At 69.6% G+C, this 14,722-nt stretch carries 11 protein-coding genes; all 11 read left to right on the top strand.

The features are described 5' to 3' along the window. A partial coding sequence (locus tag ACTHN1_RS18730; RefSeq protein ID WP_440472431.1) for a TldD/PmbA family protein occupies positions 1-1,501 on the top strand: 1,501 nt, incomplete at its 5' end. A gap of 97 nt (positions 1,502-1,598) precedes the next feature. Beyond that, entirely contained in the window at positions 1,599-2,933 is a 1,335-nt protein-coding gene (locus ACTHN1_RS18725) for a TldD/PmbA family protein (protein WP_440472430.1), read from the top strand. A gap of 209 nt (positions 2,934-3,142) precedes the next feature. Next, positions 3,143-3,823 carry a DUF4159 domain-containing protein gene (locus tag ACTHN1_RS18720; RefSeq protein WP_440472432.1) on the top strand — a complete coding sequence of 227 codons (681 nt, stop codon included), beginning with the start codon at positions 3,143-3,145 and terminating at the stop codon, positions 3,821-3,823. Positions 3,824-3,872: 49 nt separating this feature from the next. Beyond that, positions 3,873-4,868, top strand: coding sequence for an AAA family ATPase (locus tag ACTHN1_RS18715; protein ID WP_440472429.1), 996 nt, complete (start codon positions 3,873-3,875; stop codon positions 4,866-4,868). A gap of 13 nt (positions 4,869-4,881) precedes the next feature. Further along, positions 4,882-5,778 carry a DUF58 domain-containing protein gene (locus ACTHN1_RS18710; RefSeq protein WP_440472428.1) on the top strand — a complete coding sequence of 299 codons (897 nt, stop codon included), beginning with the start codon at positions 4,882-4,884 and terminating at the stop codon, positions 5,776-5,778. Further along, positions 5,775-6,992 carry a BatA domain-containing protein gene (locus ACTHN1_RS18705; protein ID WP_440472427.1) on the top strand — a complete coding sequence of 406 codons (1,218 nt, stop codon included), beginning with the start codon at positions 5,775-5,777 and terminating at the stop codon, positions 6,990-6,992. The genes ACTHN1_RS18710 and ACTHN1_RS18705 overlap by 4 nt, the downstream gene beginning before the upstream one ends. Further along, positions 6,989-9,157, top strand: a complete 2,169-nt coding sequence (locus ACTHN1_RS18700) for a hypothetical protein (protein WP_440472426.1) — start codon at positions 6,989-6,991, stop codon at positions 9,155-9,157. Before ACTHN1_RS18705 ends, ACTHN1_RS18700 begins: the two co-directional genes overlap by 4 nt. Continuing rightward, positions 9,154-10,995, top strand: coding sequence for a carboxypeptidase regulatory-like domain-containing protein (locus tag ACTHN1_RS18695; RefSeq protein WP_440472425.1), 1,842 nt, complete (start codon positions 9,154-9,156; stop codon positions 10,993-10,995). The genes ACTHN1_RS18700 and ACTHN1_RS18695 overlap by 4 nt, the downstream gene beginning before the upstream one ends. A 251-nt stretch (positions 10,996-11,246) precedes the next feature. Continuing rightward, a complete protein-coding gene (carA, locus tag ACTHN1_RS18690) occupies positions 11,247-12,374 on the top strand; it encodes a glutamine-hydrolyzing carbamoyl-phosphate synthase small subunit (RefSeq protein ID WP_440472424.1) in 1,128 nt (375 codons plus the stop codon). Beyond that, a complete protein-coding gene (locus ACTHN1_RS18685; protein WP_440472423.1) occupies positions 12,371-12,982 on the top strand; it encodes a hypothetical protein in 612 nt (203 codons plus the stop codon). Before carA ends, ACTHN1_RS18685 begins: the two co-directional genes overlap by 4 nt. 4 nt (positions 12,983-12,986) lie before the next feature. After that, the coding region (gene carB, locus ACTHN1_RS18680) for a carbamoyl-phosphate synthase large subunit (RefSeq protein ID WP_440472422.1) at positions 12,987-14,722 on the top strand (1,736 nt) is incomplete at its 3' end.

Genomic DNA, 14,722 nt, shown 5'->3' with positions numbered 1-14,722 from the left:
CACCGACGACCAGATCCGCGCACTGATGGCGGACGCGCTCAATGCCGCGAAGTCCGCCGGTGCCGGCTACTCCGACGTCCGCATCGGACGGTACCAGAACAACTTCGTCGTCACCCGCGAGCACCAGATCGTGCAGGTGGTGGACACCGACTCGATGGGCGCCGGCATCCGCGCGCTCGTCGACGGCACGTGGGGCTTCGCGGCGACGCGCGTCCTCACCACCGATGGCGTCGCCGCCGCGGCACGCGAAGCGGTCGCGATCGCCAAGGCGAATCGCATCGCGCAGGATCGTCCGGTCGTCCTCGCCCCCGCGCCCGCCGTGCAGGCGACGTGGAACAACGGCTACACCAAGGATCCGTGGGACGTCCCGGTCGAGGAGAAGGCGGATCTCCTCATCAAGGCGAACACGGAGGCGATGAAGGCGAAGAACGTCAAGTTCGTCTCGAGCGTGATGTACTTCGTGAAGGAGCATCGCCACTTCGCCAACACCGACGGCTCGGTCATCTCGCAGGCCGTGGTGCGCAGCTGGGTCCCCATGCAGATCACGGCGATCGCGCCGGATCAGAGCGATTTCCAGAACCGATCCAACACGGTGCAGCCGATGGGACGCGGCTACGAGTACGTGCTCGAAGCCGACATCGTCAACAACGCGCGCAAGTGGGGTGAGGAAGCATCGGAGAAGCTCACCGCCAAGCCGGTCGAGGTCGGCCGCTACGATCTGGTCCTGCACCCGACGCATCTCTGGCTCACCGTCCACGAATCCATCGCGCACCCCACGGAGCTCGATCGCGCACTCGGCTACGAGGCGAACTACGCGGGGACGAGCTTCGTCTCGCCGCCGGAAAAGATGCTCGGCAAGTTCCGCTACGGCCCGGAGTTCATGAACATCCAGGGCGACCGCTCGCAGTTCGGCGGGTGCGCCACCATTGGATATGATGACGAGGGCGTGAAGCCGGAAGAATTCCTCATCATCAAGAACGGCGTCGTCAACGACTACCAGACGACGCGCGAGCAGGCGAACTGGCTCAAGTGGTGGTACGACTCGCAGAACCGCCCCACACGCTCGCACGGCAACTCCAACGGCGACTCGTGGTCGAGCGTGCAGTTCCAGCGCATGCCGAACGTCTCGCTGCTACCGGGCGAGAAGGACATCGGCTGGGACGATCTCATCGCCGCGACCGATCGCGGCATCGGCATCATGGGCGACGGCTCGTTCTCCATCGACCAGCAGCGCTACAACGCGCAGTTCGGCGGGCAGCTGTTCTACGAGATCAAGAACGGCAGGATCACGCAGCAGATCGAGGACGTGGCCTACCAGATCCGCACGCCGGAGTTCTGGAATGCCTGTGCCGCGGTATGCGACGAGAGCGACTACCGCCTGGGTGGTTCGTTCTTCGACGGCAAGGGGCAACCCGGCCAGGTGTCGGCGGTGTCGCACGGTTCCTCCACCGCGCGCTTCAACGGCATCAACGTCATCAATACCGCCCGCAGCCTGGGTTGAGGCATGACGCCGGGTCCGCCCGGCGCCATCGCTACCCGAGGTTCCCGACAGCGAAAGGCGGCGGAGCGAGCTCCGCCCTACGAGAGAACACCAGAACATGAGCATCCTTACCGAAGAGCAGGCCAAGGCCATCCTGGACAAGGTCATCGCGCTGTCCAAGGCCGATGAATGCACGGCCAGCCTGAGTGGCAGCATCAGCGGCAACATCCGGTTCGCGCTCAACGATGTCTCCACCAGCGGCATCGTCAGCAACGCCGATCTGGCCGTGCAGGTGGCCTTCGGCAAGCGCGTGGGCGTGGCCACCATCAACGAGTTCAACGACGCCGCGCTGGAACGCGTGGTCCGCCGCGCGGAGGACCTGGCACGGCTGGCGCCGGAGAATCCGGAGTTCATGCCGGCCATCGACAAGCAGACCTACAAGGCCAGCCCGACCTTCAGCGAATCCACCGCCGCGATCACCCCGGAGTTCCGCGCCGACGTCGCCGCGGCCTCGATTGCGCCGTGCAAGGCGGAGAAACTGATCGCGGCCGGCTTCCTGGAGGACGGCCAGAGCTTCGTCGCCTTCGCCAACAGCAAGGGCAACTTCGGCTACCAGCGCGCCACCAGCTTCGACTACACCTGCACCGTGCGCACCGAGGACGGCCGCGGCTCCGGCTGGGTGGGCCGGAACCTGAAGGACGCGAGCGCGTTCAAGGCCGACAGCGACATCCGCACCGCCATGCGCAAGGCCAGCGAGTCGGCCGAGGCCAAGGCGCTGGAGCCGGGCAAGTACACGGTGATCCTGGAGCCGGCCGCCGCCGCGGGCCTGATCTCCTTCATGATGAATTTCTTCGATGCGCGCCAGGCCGACGAAGGCCGCAGCTTCCTGTCCAAGAAAGGCGGCGGCAACAAGCTGGGCGAGCAGGTCTACGATCCCCGGGTCAACCTGACCGCCGATCCCTGGCATCCGGACGCGCCGGTGCTGCCGTGGGATGGCGAGAACCTGCCGCGCGAGAAGATGGCGATCGTCGAGAACGGCAAGATCGCCAACCTGGACTACTCGCGCTTCTGGGCGCAGAAGCAGGGCAAGCGCGCCGTCGGTTCGCCCGGCAACCTGCTGATGGCCGGCGGCGACAAGTCCACCGCCGAGCTGGTGAAAAGCACCCAGAAGGGCATCCTGGTCACCCGCACCTGGTACATCCGCCTGGTGGATCCGCAGACCGTGCTGTTGACCGGCCTGACCCGCGACGGCACCTTCTACATCGAGAACGGCGAGATCAAGTACCCGGTGAAGAATTTCCGCTTCAACGAATCGCCGGTGATCATGCTCAACAACATCGAGGAGCTGGGCAAGCCGGTGCGCGTGGCCGGCGACGAATCCTCGTTCGTGATGATGATTCCGCCGATGAAGCTGCGCGACTTCACCTTCACCTCGCTGTCCGACGCCGTCTGATCCGTTCGCGTCCCCTCCCGTTCGCGGGAGGGGACGGGGCGGATGGCGACGCGGTCGGCGCCCCGCCCTTCGTTCCGCCCCGAGATGCCTGTTCCGTTGATGGATGTCCTGTTCACGCCGTCGTGTTGCCCGCTTCCGCGCGGTTCGATCCCGCAGCGGGACGCCATCGGCGGGGAGGACCGGTGACCCGCGCCGAGTTCCTGCGCCTGATGTCCGGCGGGCTGGCTGGCGCGCTGCTCGGCGGCCTGCCACGCGCGGCGCGGGCGGCGCCGCCGGGATACGACTTCTGGTTCACCCGGCTGCGCTACGACTCCGGCGACTGGGACGTGGACCAGCGCATGCCGTCAAACCTGATCACCTCGCTGATCGACTACACCGGACTGCGGGTGGATCCGAAGGAACACGTGCTGGCGCTGTCGGATCCGCGCGTGCTGGCGGCGCCGTTCTGCTATCTGGCCGGACACAAGCTTGTCGAGTTCAATCCCGCCGAGCGGCGCAATTTCGAGCGCTACGTGCGCAATGGCGGCTTCGTGTTCGTGGATGACTGCAACCACGATATCGATGGCCTGTTCGCCAAGTCGTTCGAGGCGCAGATGGCGTCCATCTTCGGCGCCAGGGCGATGAAGAAACTGCCGGACAACCATCCGCTGTACCGCAGCTTCTTCACCTTCGACGGCCCGCCGGCCACCGGCTTCGAGCTCAATGGCTGGGGCGACGATCTGGTCCACGAATACCTGCAGGGCATCGAGATCGATGGGCGGCTGGGCGTGCTCTACAGCAACAAGGACTATGGCTGCGAGTGGGACTACGACTGGCGCAACAAGCGTTTCCTGGCCGAGGACAACACCCGGTTCGCGGTGAACATCGTCATGTACGCGTTGAATTCATGAACGGGCCGCGCGTACGGCCCTTCCGACTTTTCCTTTCGCAGGATTTCCGATGAGCGAGCTTTCCGAATCCGACATCCAGGGCCAGTTGCAGCGGCTGGGCGCGCTGCGCGAGGCGATCGGCCGGGCCATCGTCGGCCAGGCGCCGGTGGTGGAGCAGTTGCTGATCGGCCTGCTGGCAGGCGGCCACTGTCTGCTGGAAGGCGTGCCGGGCCTGGGCAAGACACTGCTGGTGCGGACGCTGGGGCAGGCGCTGGCGTTGCAGTTCCGGCGCGTGCAGTTCACCCCGGACCTGATGCCCAGCGACATCCTCGGCACCGAACTGCTGGAGGAAGAGCACGGCACCGGCCATCGCCGCTTCCGCTTCCAGCCCGGTCCGGTGTTCACCCACCTGCTGCTGGCGGACGAACTCAACCGCACGCCGCCCAAGACCCAGGCGGCGCTGCTGGAAGCGATGCAGGAGCGCACCGTCAGCTATGCCGGCGTCACCCATGCGCTGCCGTCGCCGTTCTTCGTGCTGGCCACCCAGAATCCGCTGGAACAGGCGGGCACCTATCCCTTGCCCGAAGCGCAGCTGGATCGTTTCCTCCTGCACATCCGGGTGGACTATCCCAGCGAACAGGAAGAGCACGACATCCTGTTGCAGACCACCGGCCGCCAGACCGACAACGTGCCGCAGGTGATGCAGGGCGGGGAAGTGCTGGCGCTGCAGCAGTACGTGCGCCAGGTCCACCTGGGCGAGGATCTGCTGCGCTGGATCACCCGCCTGGTGCGCGCGAGCCGTCCGGGCGAGGGGGCGCCGGAAGAGGTGCGCAAGTACGTGAAATGGGGCGCCGGTCCGCGCGCGGGCCAGTCGCTGGTGCTGGCCGCCAAGGCGCGGGCGCTGCTGCACGGCCGCCTGGCCGCCACCCGCGAGGATGTCGTCGCGCTGGCCGCACCGGTCATGCGCCACCGCCTGCTGCTGTCGTTCGCCGCCGAAGCGGAGCAGAAGAGCGCCGACGACGTGATCGCCGCGCTGCTGCGCGACGTGCCGCTGGCGCGGTCCTGACGTTCCGCGCACGGTGTCGTACGACCCGATCCCGCCCGAGGTACGCAGCCGCCTGAAGGATCTGCGGCTGACCTCGCGTCGCGCCGTCGGCGGCCAGGGCATCGGCCTGCATCGCAGCCGCAGCCGGGGCGCCGGGCTGGAGTTCGCCCAGTACCGCGCCTACGAGCCGGGCGACGAGCCGCGCCAGATCGACTGGAAACTGTACGCGCGCTCGGATCGCTTCTTCGTGCGCGAGGCCGAGCGCGAGAGTCCGCTGGCGGTGTGGATCCTCATCGACGCCAGCGCCTCGATGGCGCAGACCGATGCCGCGCGTCCGGACTGGTCGCGCCTGCGCGCCGCCAAGGCGCTGGCGGCCTGCCTGGCCGAACTCGCCCTGCGCCAGGGCGATCGCTTCGGCCTGGTCGCGCTGCGCGAGGATGGCCTGCGCGTGGTCGCGCCGGCGACCGGAACGCGCCAGCGGGATCGCCTGCTGCTGGAACTGCACGGGCTGTCCGCGCGCGGCGGCTTTCCGGGAACGCAGGCGCTCGCGCCGCTGTGGGAACGCATCGGCGCCGGCGATCTGGTGATCCTGCTGGGCGACTGCTTCGACGACGCCAGCGTGGAACTGATCGAACGCCTGGCGGCGGCCCGCCGCGAGGTACTGGCGATTCCATTGCTGACCGCCGAGGAACGCGACTTTCCCTTCACCGGCGGCCATCGCTTCCGGGATCCGGAAACCGGCGAGGAACTGCTGGGCGATGGCGCGGCCATGCGGACCGAATATCTGGCCCGCTTCGGCGGGGCGCGGCGAGAGCTCAAGGCGCGCCTGGACGCCTGCGGCATCCGGCACGCGGACTACGTTCTGGATCAGGCGTTGGATCTGCCGCTGCGACGGCTGTTCGGCGCGCGCGACGCGGCGGAGTACGCATGAGCCTGGCCCTGCTGCTGCCTGCGGCGCTGGCGGCCCTGGGAGCGCTGCTGTTGCCGTTGCTGGTGCATCTGGCCCGGCGCAGCGAGCAGCGACCCACCGATTTCGCGGCGTTGCGCTGGCTGCGACAGAAACCTAGGCCGCGCCATCGCATCCGTTTCGACGAACGCTGGCTGCTCTGCCTGCGCCTGCTGCTGCTGGCACTGATCGCGGCGTGGCTGGCCCGGCCGGTGCTGCATGGAAGCGCGAGCGAACGCCCATGGATCGTACTGCTACCGGGCGTGGATCCCGCGCCACTGCGCGCCGAAGCGGCGGGACGCAGCGAACTGCGCTGGCTGGCGCCCGGATTCCCGGATCTCGATACGCCCGCGCCGGACGTGTCCGCGTCGGGTACGCCCGCGTCGAGCATGCGCGCGCCGGTCGCCAGCCTGCTGCGGGAGCTGGACGCGGATCTGCCGGCGCGGGTGTCACTGACCGTGGTGGTGCCCGCCTGGTTCGACGGCGCCGATGGCGAACGTCCGCGCCTGTCGCGAACGGTGGACTGGCGCGTGCAGCCGCGTCCGGCGCCCGCCAAGGAGCCTTCCGCCACCACCAGTCCGCCGGTCCCGGTCATCCGCCATGCGCCTGATCGGCAGGACGCCGTGCGTTATCTGCGGGCCGCGGTGGAGAGCGCATGGTTCGCGCCCGCGGCGAAGACCTCGACGGATTCCGTTGCGCCTGACCGGGTCCCGGTGGCATCGCCGGAGCAACCGTTGCCTGCCGATGCGCGGGCGTTGATCTGGCTGGCGCCGGGCGAACTGCCGGCCTCGATCCGCCAATGGATCGCCGACGGCGGCATCGCCCTGCTGGATGAGCGCGCGCGCGTCGCCGACACGATCGTGATGACGCCGTACTGGTTCGACCCGTCCGGCGCGGTGCTGGTCGAGGGTGGAGCGCTGGGACGCGGACGGATCCTGCGCCTGACCCGGCCCCCGCAACCGGCGCGGATGCCGCAGCTGCTGGAACCGGATTTTCCCGCGCGCCTGCGCGGGTTGTTCGCCGCGCCGATGCCCGAGCCGGCGCGGGTCGCCGCGCGCGACTACGTGCCGCGGACGGGCGCGGCGAGCTATCCGCAGGCCCCGCGCGATCTCCAGCCCTGGCTGGCGCTGCTGATCGCCGCGCTGCTGGTGCTGGAGCGATGGTGGGCAACCCATCGACGGCGGAGCGTGGCGCCATGAACGCGGCGCCGCGATTGCGCCAATGGCTCGGCGCCGCGCGCAGGCGGGTGATCGCCGACACCGTGCTGATCGGGTTGCCGTGGACGCTGGCGCTGGCCATCGCGGGCTGGCGGTGGCGGGGACCGTCGGCGGCGATGATCGGCGTCGCGATGGCGGCGGTGGTCGTGCTGCTGGTGGCGTTCTGGCGCGCGCGCGCATTCGGATCGGCCTGGCTGATCGCGCGGCTGGACGCGCGGCCGGCACTGGAGGACAGCAGCGATCTGCTGCTGGCCGATCCCGCGCATCTGAATCCTTTGCAGCGCCTGCAACTGGCGCGCGTGCGGCAGCGCCTGGACGCGGTGGACGCTCGGGAACTGCGGCCTGGATGGTCGCGACCCTGGCTGATGGCAAGCGGGGCGGCCGGTGCGCTGATCGTCGCCGCGTTGCTGGCATGGCCATCGGCGCCGCCGACGGCGGTGACCCTGGCGCCCAGCGACGAGCGGGTTCCGACCGTGGCCGGCGTCCCCCGGTTGGTCGCCCAGCACCTGCGCGTCGTCCCGCCCGCTTACACCGGGCAACCGGCGCGCGACGAGGCCGTGCTGGATACCCGCGCGCCGCAGGGCACGCGCCTGCAATGGACGCTGCGCTTCGCACCGCAGCCGCACGCCGCCGAACTGGTCTTCCATCAGGGCCGGCGCATCGCGCTGGTCCGCACCGGCGAGCACTGGACCGCGTCCACCACGCTGGAGCAATCCGTGCTTTATCGGGTGGTGCCGGCGGGCGCGCCGGCGCAACCGGCGCCGCGGCTGCATCGCATCGATGCGGTCGTGGACAGGCCGCCGCAGGTCACCGTGCTGGCACCGGACCGCGGACTCAGCCTGCTCACGCCGGGCCAGCGGAACTGGCCGCTGTCCTTCGAGGCGCGCGACGACTACGGCGTCGCCGCGCAGGCGCGGCTGCGGGTGACTCTGGCGCAGGGCAGCGGCGAGAACATCCAGTTCCGGGAACGGATTCTGCCGGTGACGGGCAAGGGCGTCGCGGGTGCGCGAAGGTTCGACATCGCCCTGGATCTGGCCGCGCTGGGTTTCGCCACCGGCGACGATCTGATCGCCCAGCTGGAAGTGGCCGACAACCGCCAGCCCCGGCCGCAGTCCGCGCGCAGTCCCAGCCTGATCCTGCGCTGGCCTTCGGATCTGGGCAATGAAACCAGCGGCCTGGAGGGCATGGTCAAGAAAGTGCTGCCGGCATACTTCCGCAGCCAGCGCCAGATCATCCTCGATGCCGAAGCCTTGCAGAAGGAAAAACGCCGGCTCGCCGCGGATCGCTTCCTCGCGCGCTCGGATGCGATTGGCGTGGATCAGCGCATCCTGCGCCTGCGCTACGGCCAGTTCCTCGGCGAGGAAGCCGAGGGCGAGCCCAAGCCACCGCCGACCAACGACGCCGAAGACGCGCATGCCGAGGGCCGCGACGCCGCGCACCATGACGACGACGGACACGATCACGCCGGCGCGCCGCCGGCGGGCGACACCGGCACCGAGGCGATGGGCCGGGAACAGGACGTGCTGGCCGAATTCGGCCACACCCATGATCACGCCGAAGCGGCGACGCTGCTGGATCCGGATACCCGCGCCACGCTCAAGCAGGCGCTGGACCAGATGTGGCAGTCCGAACTGCATCTGCGCCAGGGTCGTCCGGATCAGGCCTTGCCGTTCGCCTACAAGGCGCTGGGTTTCATCAAGGAAGTGCAGCAGGCCACGCGCATCTACCTGGCGCGGGTCGGCCCGGAGTTGCCGCCCATCGACGAAAGCCGCCGCTTGAGCGGCAAGCGCGAAGGACTGGCGCGGCGGGAACTGATCCTGACGCCGGCCAGGAGCGCCGACGCGGTACCGGCGGCGGCCTGGAAAGCGCTGGAGGACTCGGCGGGCGGGCAGGGCGCCGGCGCGCTGGATCTGGACGCGCTGCAACGCTGGCTGCGCGAGAACGAGGCGCGCGTGGCGGATCCGCTGTCGCTGTTCGCCGCCATCGACGCGGTGCGCGGGGATCCGGCGTGCCGGGAGTGCCGGCAGCGCCTGCGCGGCCTGCTGTGGTCGGTGCAGGCGCGACCGCCGGCGCAGGTCCGGCGGCGCGCCACCGATGCGGTGGGCGAACGCTATCTCGATGCGCTGCGACGGGAGGCCGGGCGATGAACCTGTCCATGCTGCTGGCGGGTTTGCTCGCGTTCGCCGCCATCCTCGGCGTCGCGCGCCTGCTGTGGTGGCAGCGGCGCGCGGCCGAGCCGGCGCGCGCATGGCGGCTGGCGCTGCTGGTGCTGGCGCAGCCGCTGTACGCGCTGCTGCTGTACTTCGTGCTGATGCCGCCGGCATTGCCGGGGCGGACCGGCACGATGGTGGTGCTGACAGCGGGCGCGTCGCCGCCGCGCGGCGCGGCCGCGTCCGGCGATGCGCTGGTCGCCTTGCCCGAGGCGCCCGTCGTGGCCGGCGCCGAGCGTGTGCCGGATCTGGCCACCGCCTTGCGCCGTCATCCGGGCCTGCGGCGACTGCATGTGATCGGCGCAGGCCTGGAAGCGCGCGATCGCGAAGCCGCGCGGGGCCTGAGCCTGAGCTTCCGCGCGGCGCCGTTGCCGCGCGGAGTGATCGCGCTGGCGTTGCCGGAACCGGTGGCGGCGGGGGACGCGTTCAGCGTCAGCGGCCGCGTGCACGGCATCGCCGGTGCGATGGTGGAGTTGCGGGATCCCGCCGGCCGCCGCCTGGATGCCGTCACCGTTCCGGCGAGCGGGGATTTCACCGTGGGCGGAACCGCGCGCGCGCCCGGCCGGGTGGACTTCCGCCTGCGTATCTCCGATCGCCAGCGCGCCAAGGTGGAAGAACTCGACGTGCCTGTCCAGGTGATCGAACAATCGGCGCCGCGCGTGCTGGTGCTCGCCGGCGCGCCCAATCCGGAATGGAAGTACCTGCGCCGCTGGATGGCGGATGCCGGGATCACGCCGCATGTGCAGATGCAGGTCGGCGCGGGCCTGCAGTTGGGCGATGCGCCGCTGCCGCTGAACGCCGGAACGTTCGCGCGCTTCGATCTGGTCGTGCTGGATGATCGCGCCTGGGCCGCGCTGGGCGAACCGTCACGCGCGGCGCTGATCGCGGCGTTGCGCGACGGCCTGGGCGTGTTGCTGCGCGTTGAAGGTCCGCTGCCGGAATCCACCCGCCGCCAGTTGCGGGAGTTGGGCATGGCCGTGTCCGGAGGGACGGAGCGCGCCGATGTCCAGCTGCCGGCCTCCACGCGGGGCGGCGACGATGCGCTGCGCGCACGCCGGGGCGCGGGCAGCCGCGACGCGCCGATCGATGCCGAGGCCACCGGCGTCCCGCTGCTGGATCGGCGACAACTGCGCATGGCCGCCGCCGACGCCGTGCCGCTGCTGCGCGACGCCGATGGCGTGGCGGTGGCGCACTGGCGTGCCGAGGGGCGTGGCCGGATCGGTGTCTGGCCGTTGACGGATACCTACCGCCTGACCCTGGGCGGGCGCGGCGACCGGCACGCCGAACTGTGGAGCGGGGTTTTCGCCCGCCTGGCGCGGCCCCGGCGCGAGAGCGCCCCGACCATCCCGCCGGAGGCATGGGTGGGCGAGCGCATGCGTCTGTGCGGCGTCGCCGGCAACGCGCAGGTGGTCGCCCCCGATGGCGCGATGGCGGCGCTGCTGCCGGACCCGGCCAGCGGCGGCGCGTCCTGCGCCGGCTATTGGCCCGGACAGCCTGGCTGGCACCGGCTCCGCCAGGACGGCGGCGAGTGGGCGTTCGCGGTTCGCGCCGCCGACGAGGCGCCCGGACTGCGGGCCGCCGCCAGGCAGGCGGCCACGTGGCAACAGGTGGGCGCGCGCGCGTCCGCCGGCGACGTCGTGGCGGGGCCGCCGCGGCGCGGCAGCCCCTGGCCGTGGTGGTGGGCGTGGCTGGGCTTCGGCGCATTGCTATGGTGGTTCGAGCGCTCGCGGCTGGGGCGCGCGGCGGCCACGGCGACGGTTGCCCGATTGTCCTGAACATCGCGTCATCGCGTGCGGGCGTTCGCCGCGCGCGCGTTGCGCTGCCCGGTCCATGCGCCTGAGCCGCGGACGCGCCGGCACTGGACTGCGAATGGATCGGTCAAAAAACGGTAGCGCGGGAGGGGGCTCGCCCGTATAATTCCCGCTCGCCTGTTACCCACCGCCCCGGACCGGAAAAACGCCGAGTCCGTGGTTTCTTGCAGCCGCAAGTCGGAGGGGCAGGGTTCCTCCACCCCAAGGCGAACCCCGTGACTCAACCCGCAATCCTCGTACTCGAAGACGGCACCGTATTCGAGGGCGAATCCGTAGGCGCAGCCGGCCTTTCCGTCGGCGAAGTGGTGTTCAACACCGCGATGACCGGTTACCAGGAAATCCTGACCGACCCGTCCTACGCCCGCCAGCTGGTCACCCTGACCTATCCCCATATCGGCAACACCGGCTGCACCGACCAGGACGACGAAGCGCGCCAGGTCTGGGGCGCCGGCCTGATCGTGCGCGACGTGCCGCGCCGGCCCAGCAGCTGGCGCAGCCAGGTGTCGCTGCCGGACTGGCTGATCGCCCGCGGCATCGTCGCCATCGCCGGCATCGACACCCGCAAGCTCACCCGCATCCTGCGCGACCGCGGCGCCCAGAACGGCGCGCTGATGGCCGGCCCCGACGTGGACGTGGAAAAGGCGCTAGAAGCGGCGCGCAAGTTCCCCGGCCTGAAGGGCATGGATCTGGCCAAGGTGGTGTCGACCACCGAACGCTACAGCTGGAAAGAAGGCCAACTGGATCTGGACGGCGGCGAGTTCGTCCGCGCCGAGCCGAAATTCAAGGTCGTGGCCTACGATTTCGGGGTCAAGCTCAACATCCTGCGCATGCTGGCCGAGCGTGGCTGCGACGTGACGGTGGTGCCGGCGCAGACGCCGGCGGCCGAAGTGCTGGCGCTGAATCCGGACGGCGTCTTCCTGTCCAACGGCCCGGGCGATCCGGAACCGTGCGACTACGCCATCGCCGCCATCCGCGAATTCGTCGCGAAGAAGATTCCGACCTTCGGCATCTGCCTGGGCCACCAGTTGCTGGCGCTGGCCGCCGGCGCGAAGACCCTCAAGATGGGCCACGGCCACCACGGCGCCAACCATCCGGTCCAGGACCTGGATACCGGCCGGGTCATGATCACCTCGCAGAACCACGGCTTCGCGGTGGACGAGAGCAGCCTGCCGGCCAACGTGCGGGTCATCCATCGCTCGCTGTTCGACGGCACCAACCAGGGCATCGAGCTGACCGATGCGCCGGCGTTCTCCTTCCAGGGCCACCCGGAAGCCTCGCCCGGTCCGCATGACGTGTCGCCGCTGTTCGACCGCTTCGTCGCCAGCATGGAACGCGCGGCGTGAGCCGCACGCGGCTGCGGCTGCTGCTGGCGGCGACACTGCTGGCCAGCACCGGCGCCGCCATTGCGGCGCCGGCCTCCGTCGATGCGAAAGCGCGCGAGCGGATGACCGAATACCTGGTCGACATGTTTCCGATCCACCGCATCTTCGCGCAGCTGATGGAAAAGGATCCGAAGGCGCTGGAGGCCGAACTGGACGACAGGCAGCGTGCCTGCTTCGGCCAGCAGGTCGCCCGGCCGGCGTTCGTGGCGCGCAAGCGGCGCGCGGTGGACGCCTACGCCGACGAGGCGCCCGAGGAGTTCCAGGCCGCGCTGAAGCTGCTGGACGACGGCGCCGGCGACGCGATGAAGGAACTGGGCAGATTCTCCATCGACAACGCGCTGTCCGGCGAGGGCGAAGGATTCGACCCCAACAGCATGCCGCCGGACCGGCTCGTTTCCTTCATGACCTTCGCCTACGGCTCGCCGTACCGGCGCCTGCGCGAACTGTCCGGCTACGGCGAGTTCACCGGCCAGAACGAGAACCAGCCTTCGGCCAGCGACCTGCAACTGGCGGCGATGGCCACCGAAATCTCCGATGCCTGCGGCATCCCCCCGAAATTCTTCGAGTAAGCCCATGCCCAAGCGCACCGACATAAAAACCATCCTCATCATCGGCGCCGGCCCGATCGTCATCGGCCAGGCGTGCGAGTTCGATTACTCCGGCGCCCAGGCGTGCAAGGCGCTGCGCGAGGAGGGCTACCGGGTGGTGCTGGTCAACAGCAACCCGGCCACCATCATGACCGACCCGGAAATGGCCGACGCGGTCTACATCGAACCGATCAACTGGCAGACGGTCGAGAAGATCATCGCCAAGGAGAAGCCCGATGCGCTGCTGCCCACCATGGGTGGGCAGACGGCGTTGAACTGCGCGCTTGACCTGGCCGACAACGGGGTGCTGGAGAAGTACGGCGTCGAGCTGATCGGCGCCAAGCGCGATGCCATCCGCATGGCCGAGGACCGCGAACTGTTCCGCGTGGCCATGCAGGAAATCGGACTGGAATGCCCGAAGGCCGCGGTCGCGCACACGCTTGAGGAAGCGCTGGAGATCCAGACCCGCGTCGGCTATCCCACCATCATCCGCCCCAGCTTCACGCTGGGCGGCAGTGGCGGCGGCATCGCCTACAACCGCGAGGAACTGGTCGACATCGTGACCCGGGGCCTGGAACTGTCGCCGACCACCGAAGTGCTGGTGGAGGAGTCGGTGCTGGGCTGGAAGGAGTTCGAGATGGAGGTGGTCCGCGACACCGCGGACAACTGCATCATCGTCTGTTCCATCGAGAACCTGGACCCGATGGGCGTGCACACCGGCGACAGCATCACCGTCGCCCCGGCGCAGACCCTGACCGACAAGGAATACCAGCGCCTGCGCGATGCCTCCATCGCGGTGCTGCGCAAGATCGGCGTGGATACAGGTGGTTCGAACGTGCAGTTCGGCATCAATGCGCAGACCGGCCGCGTCGTCGTCATCGAGATGAATCCGCGCGTGTCGCGTTCGTCGGCGCTGGCGTCCAAGGCCACCGGCTTCCCGATCGCCAAGGTCGCCGCCAAGCTGGCCGTCGGCTACACGCTGGATGAACTGAAGAACGAGATCACCGGCGGCAAGACCCCGGCCTCGTTCGAGCCGGCCATCGATTACGTGGTCACCAAGATCCCGCGCTTCGCCTTCGAGAAGTTCCCGCAGGCCGACGCCCGCCTGACCACGCAGATGAAGTCGGTGGGCGAGGTGATGGCGATGGGCCGTACCTTCCAGGACTCGCTGCAGAAGGCGCTGCGCGGCCTGGAAACCGGCAAGGTCGGCCTCGACCCGACCGGCTTGGATCTGGCCAGCGAAGACGACCTGACCACGCTGCGCCGCGAGTTGAAGGCGCCGGGCCCGGAGCGCCTGTTCTACGTGGCCGATGCGTTCCGCGCCGGCATGAGCGTCGAGCAGGTGCACGCGCTGTCCTTCATCGACCCCTGGTTCCTCGACCAGATGGAAGAAATCATCGCGGCCGAGCAGCAGTTCGCCACCGATGGCCTGGGGTCGCTGGACAAAACGCGCATGCGCCGCCTGAAGCGGATGGGCTTCTCCGACGCGCGCCTGGCCCAGCTGGCCGGCACCGACGAGGCCGCCGTGCGCGTGCTACGCAAGGCGCTGGGCGTGAAGCCCGTGTACAAGCGCGTGGATTCCTGCGCGGCCGAGTTCGCCACCAGCACGGCGTACCTGTATTCGACCTATGAGGACGAGTGCGAGGCGCAGCCCACCAGCCGCGACAAGATCATGATCCTGGGCGGCGGTCCCAACCGCATCGGCCAGGGCATCGAGTTCGA

The sequence above is a fragment of the Pseudoxanthomonas sp. genome (genome assembly GCF_051953815.1).
In the GTDB taxonomy this organism is placed as follows: Bacteria; Pseudomonadota; Gammaproteobacteria; order Xanthomonadales; family Xanthomonadaceae; genus Pseudoxanthomonas_A.
The sequence above is the reverse complement of the archived record's forward strand: the minus strand, read 5'-3'. Positions and strand labels throughout refer to the sequence as shown.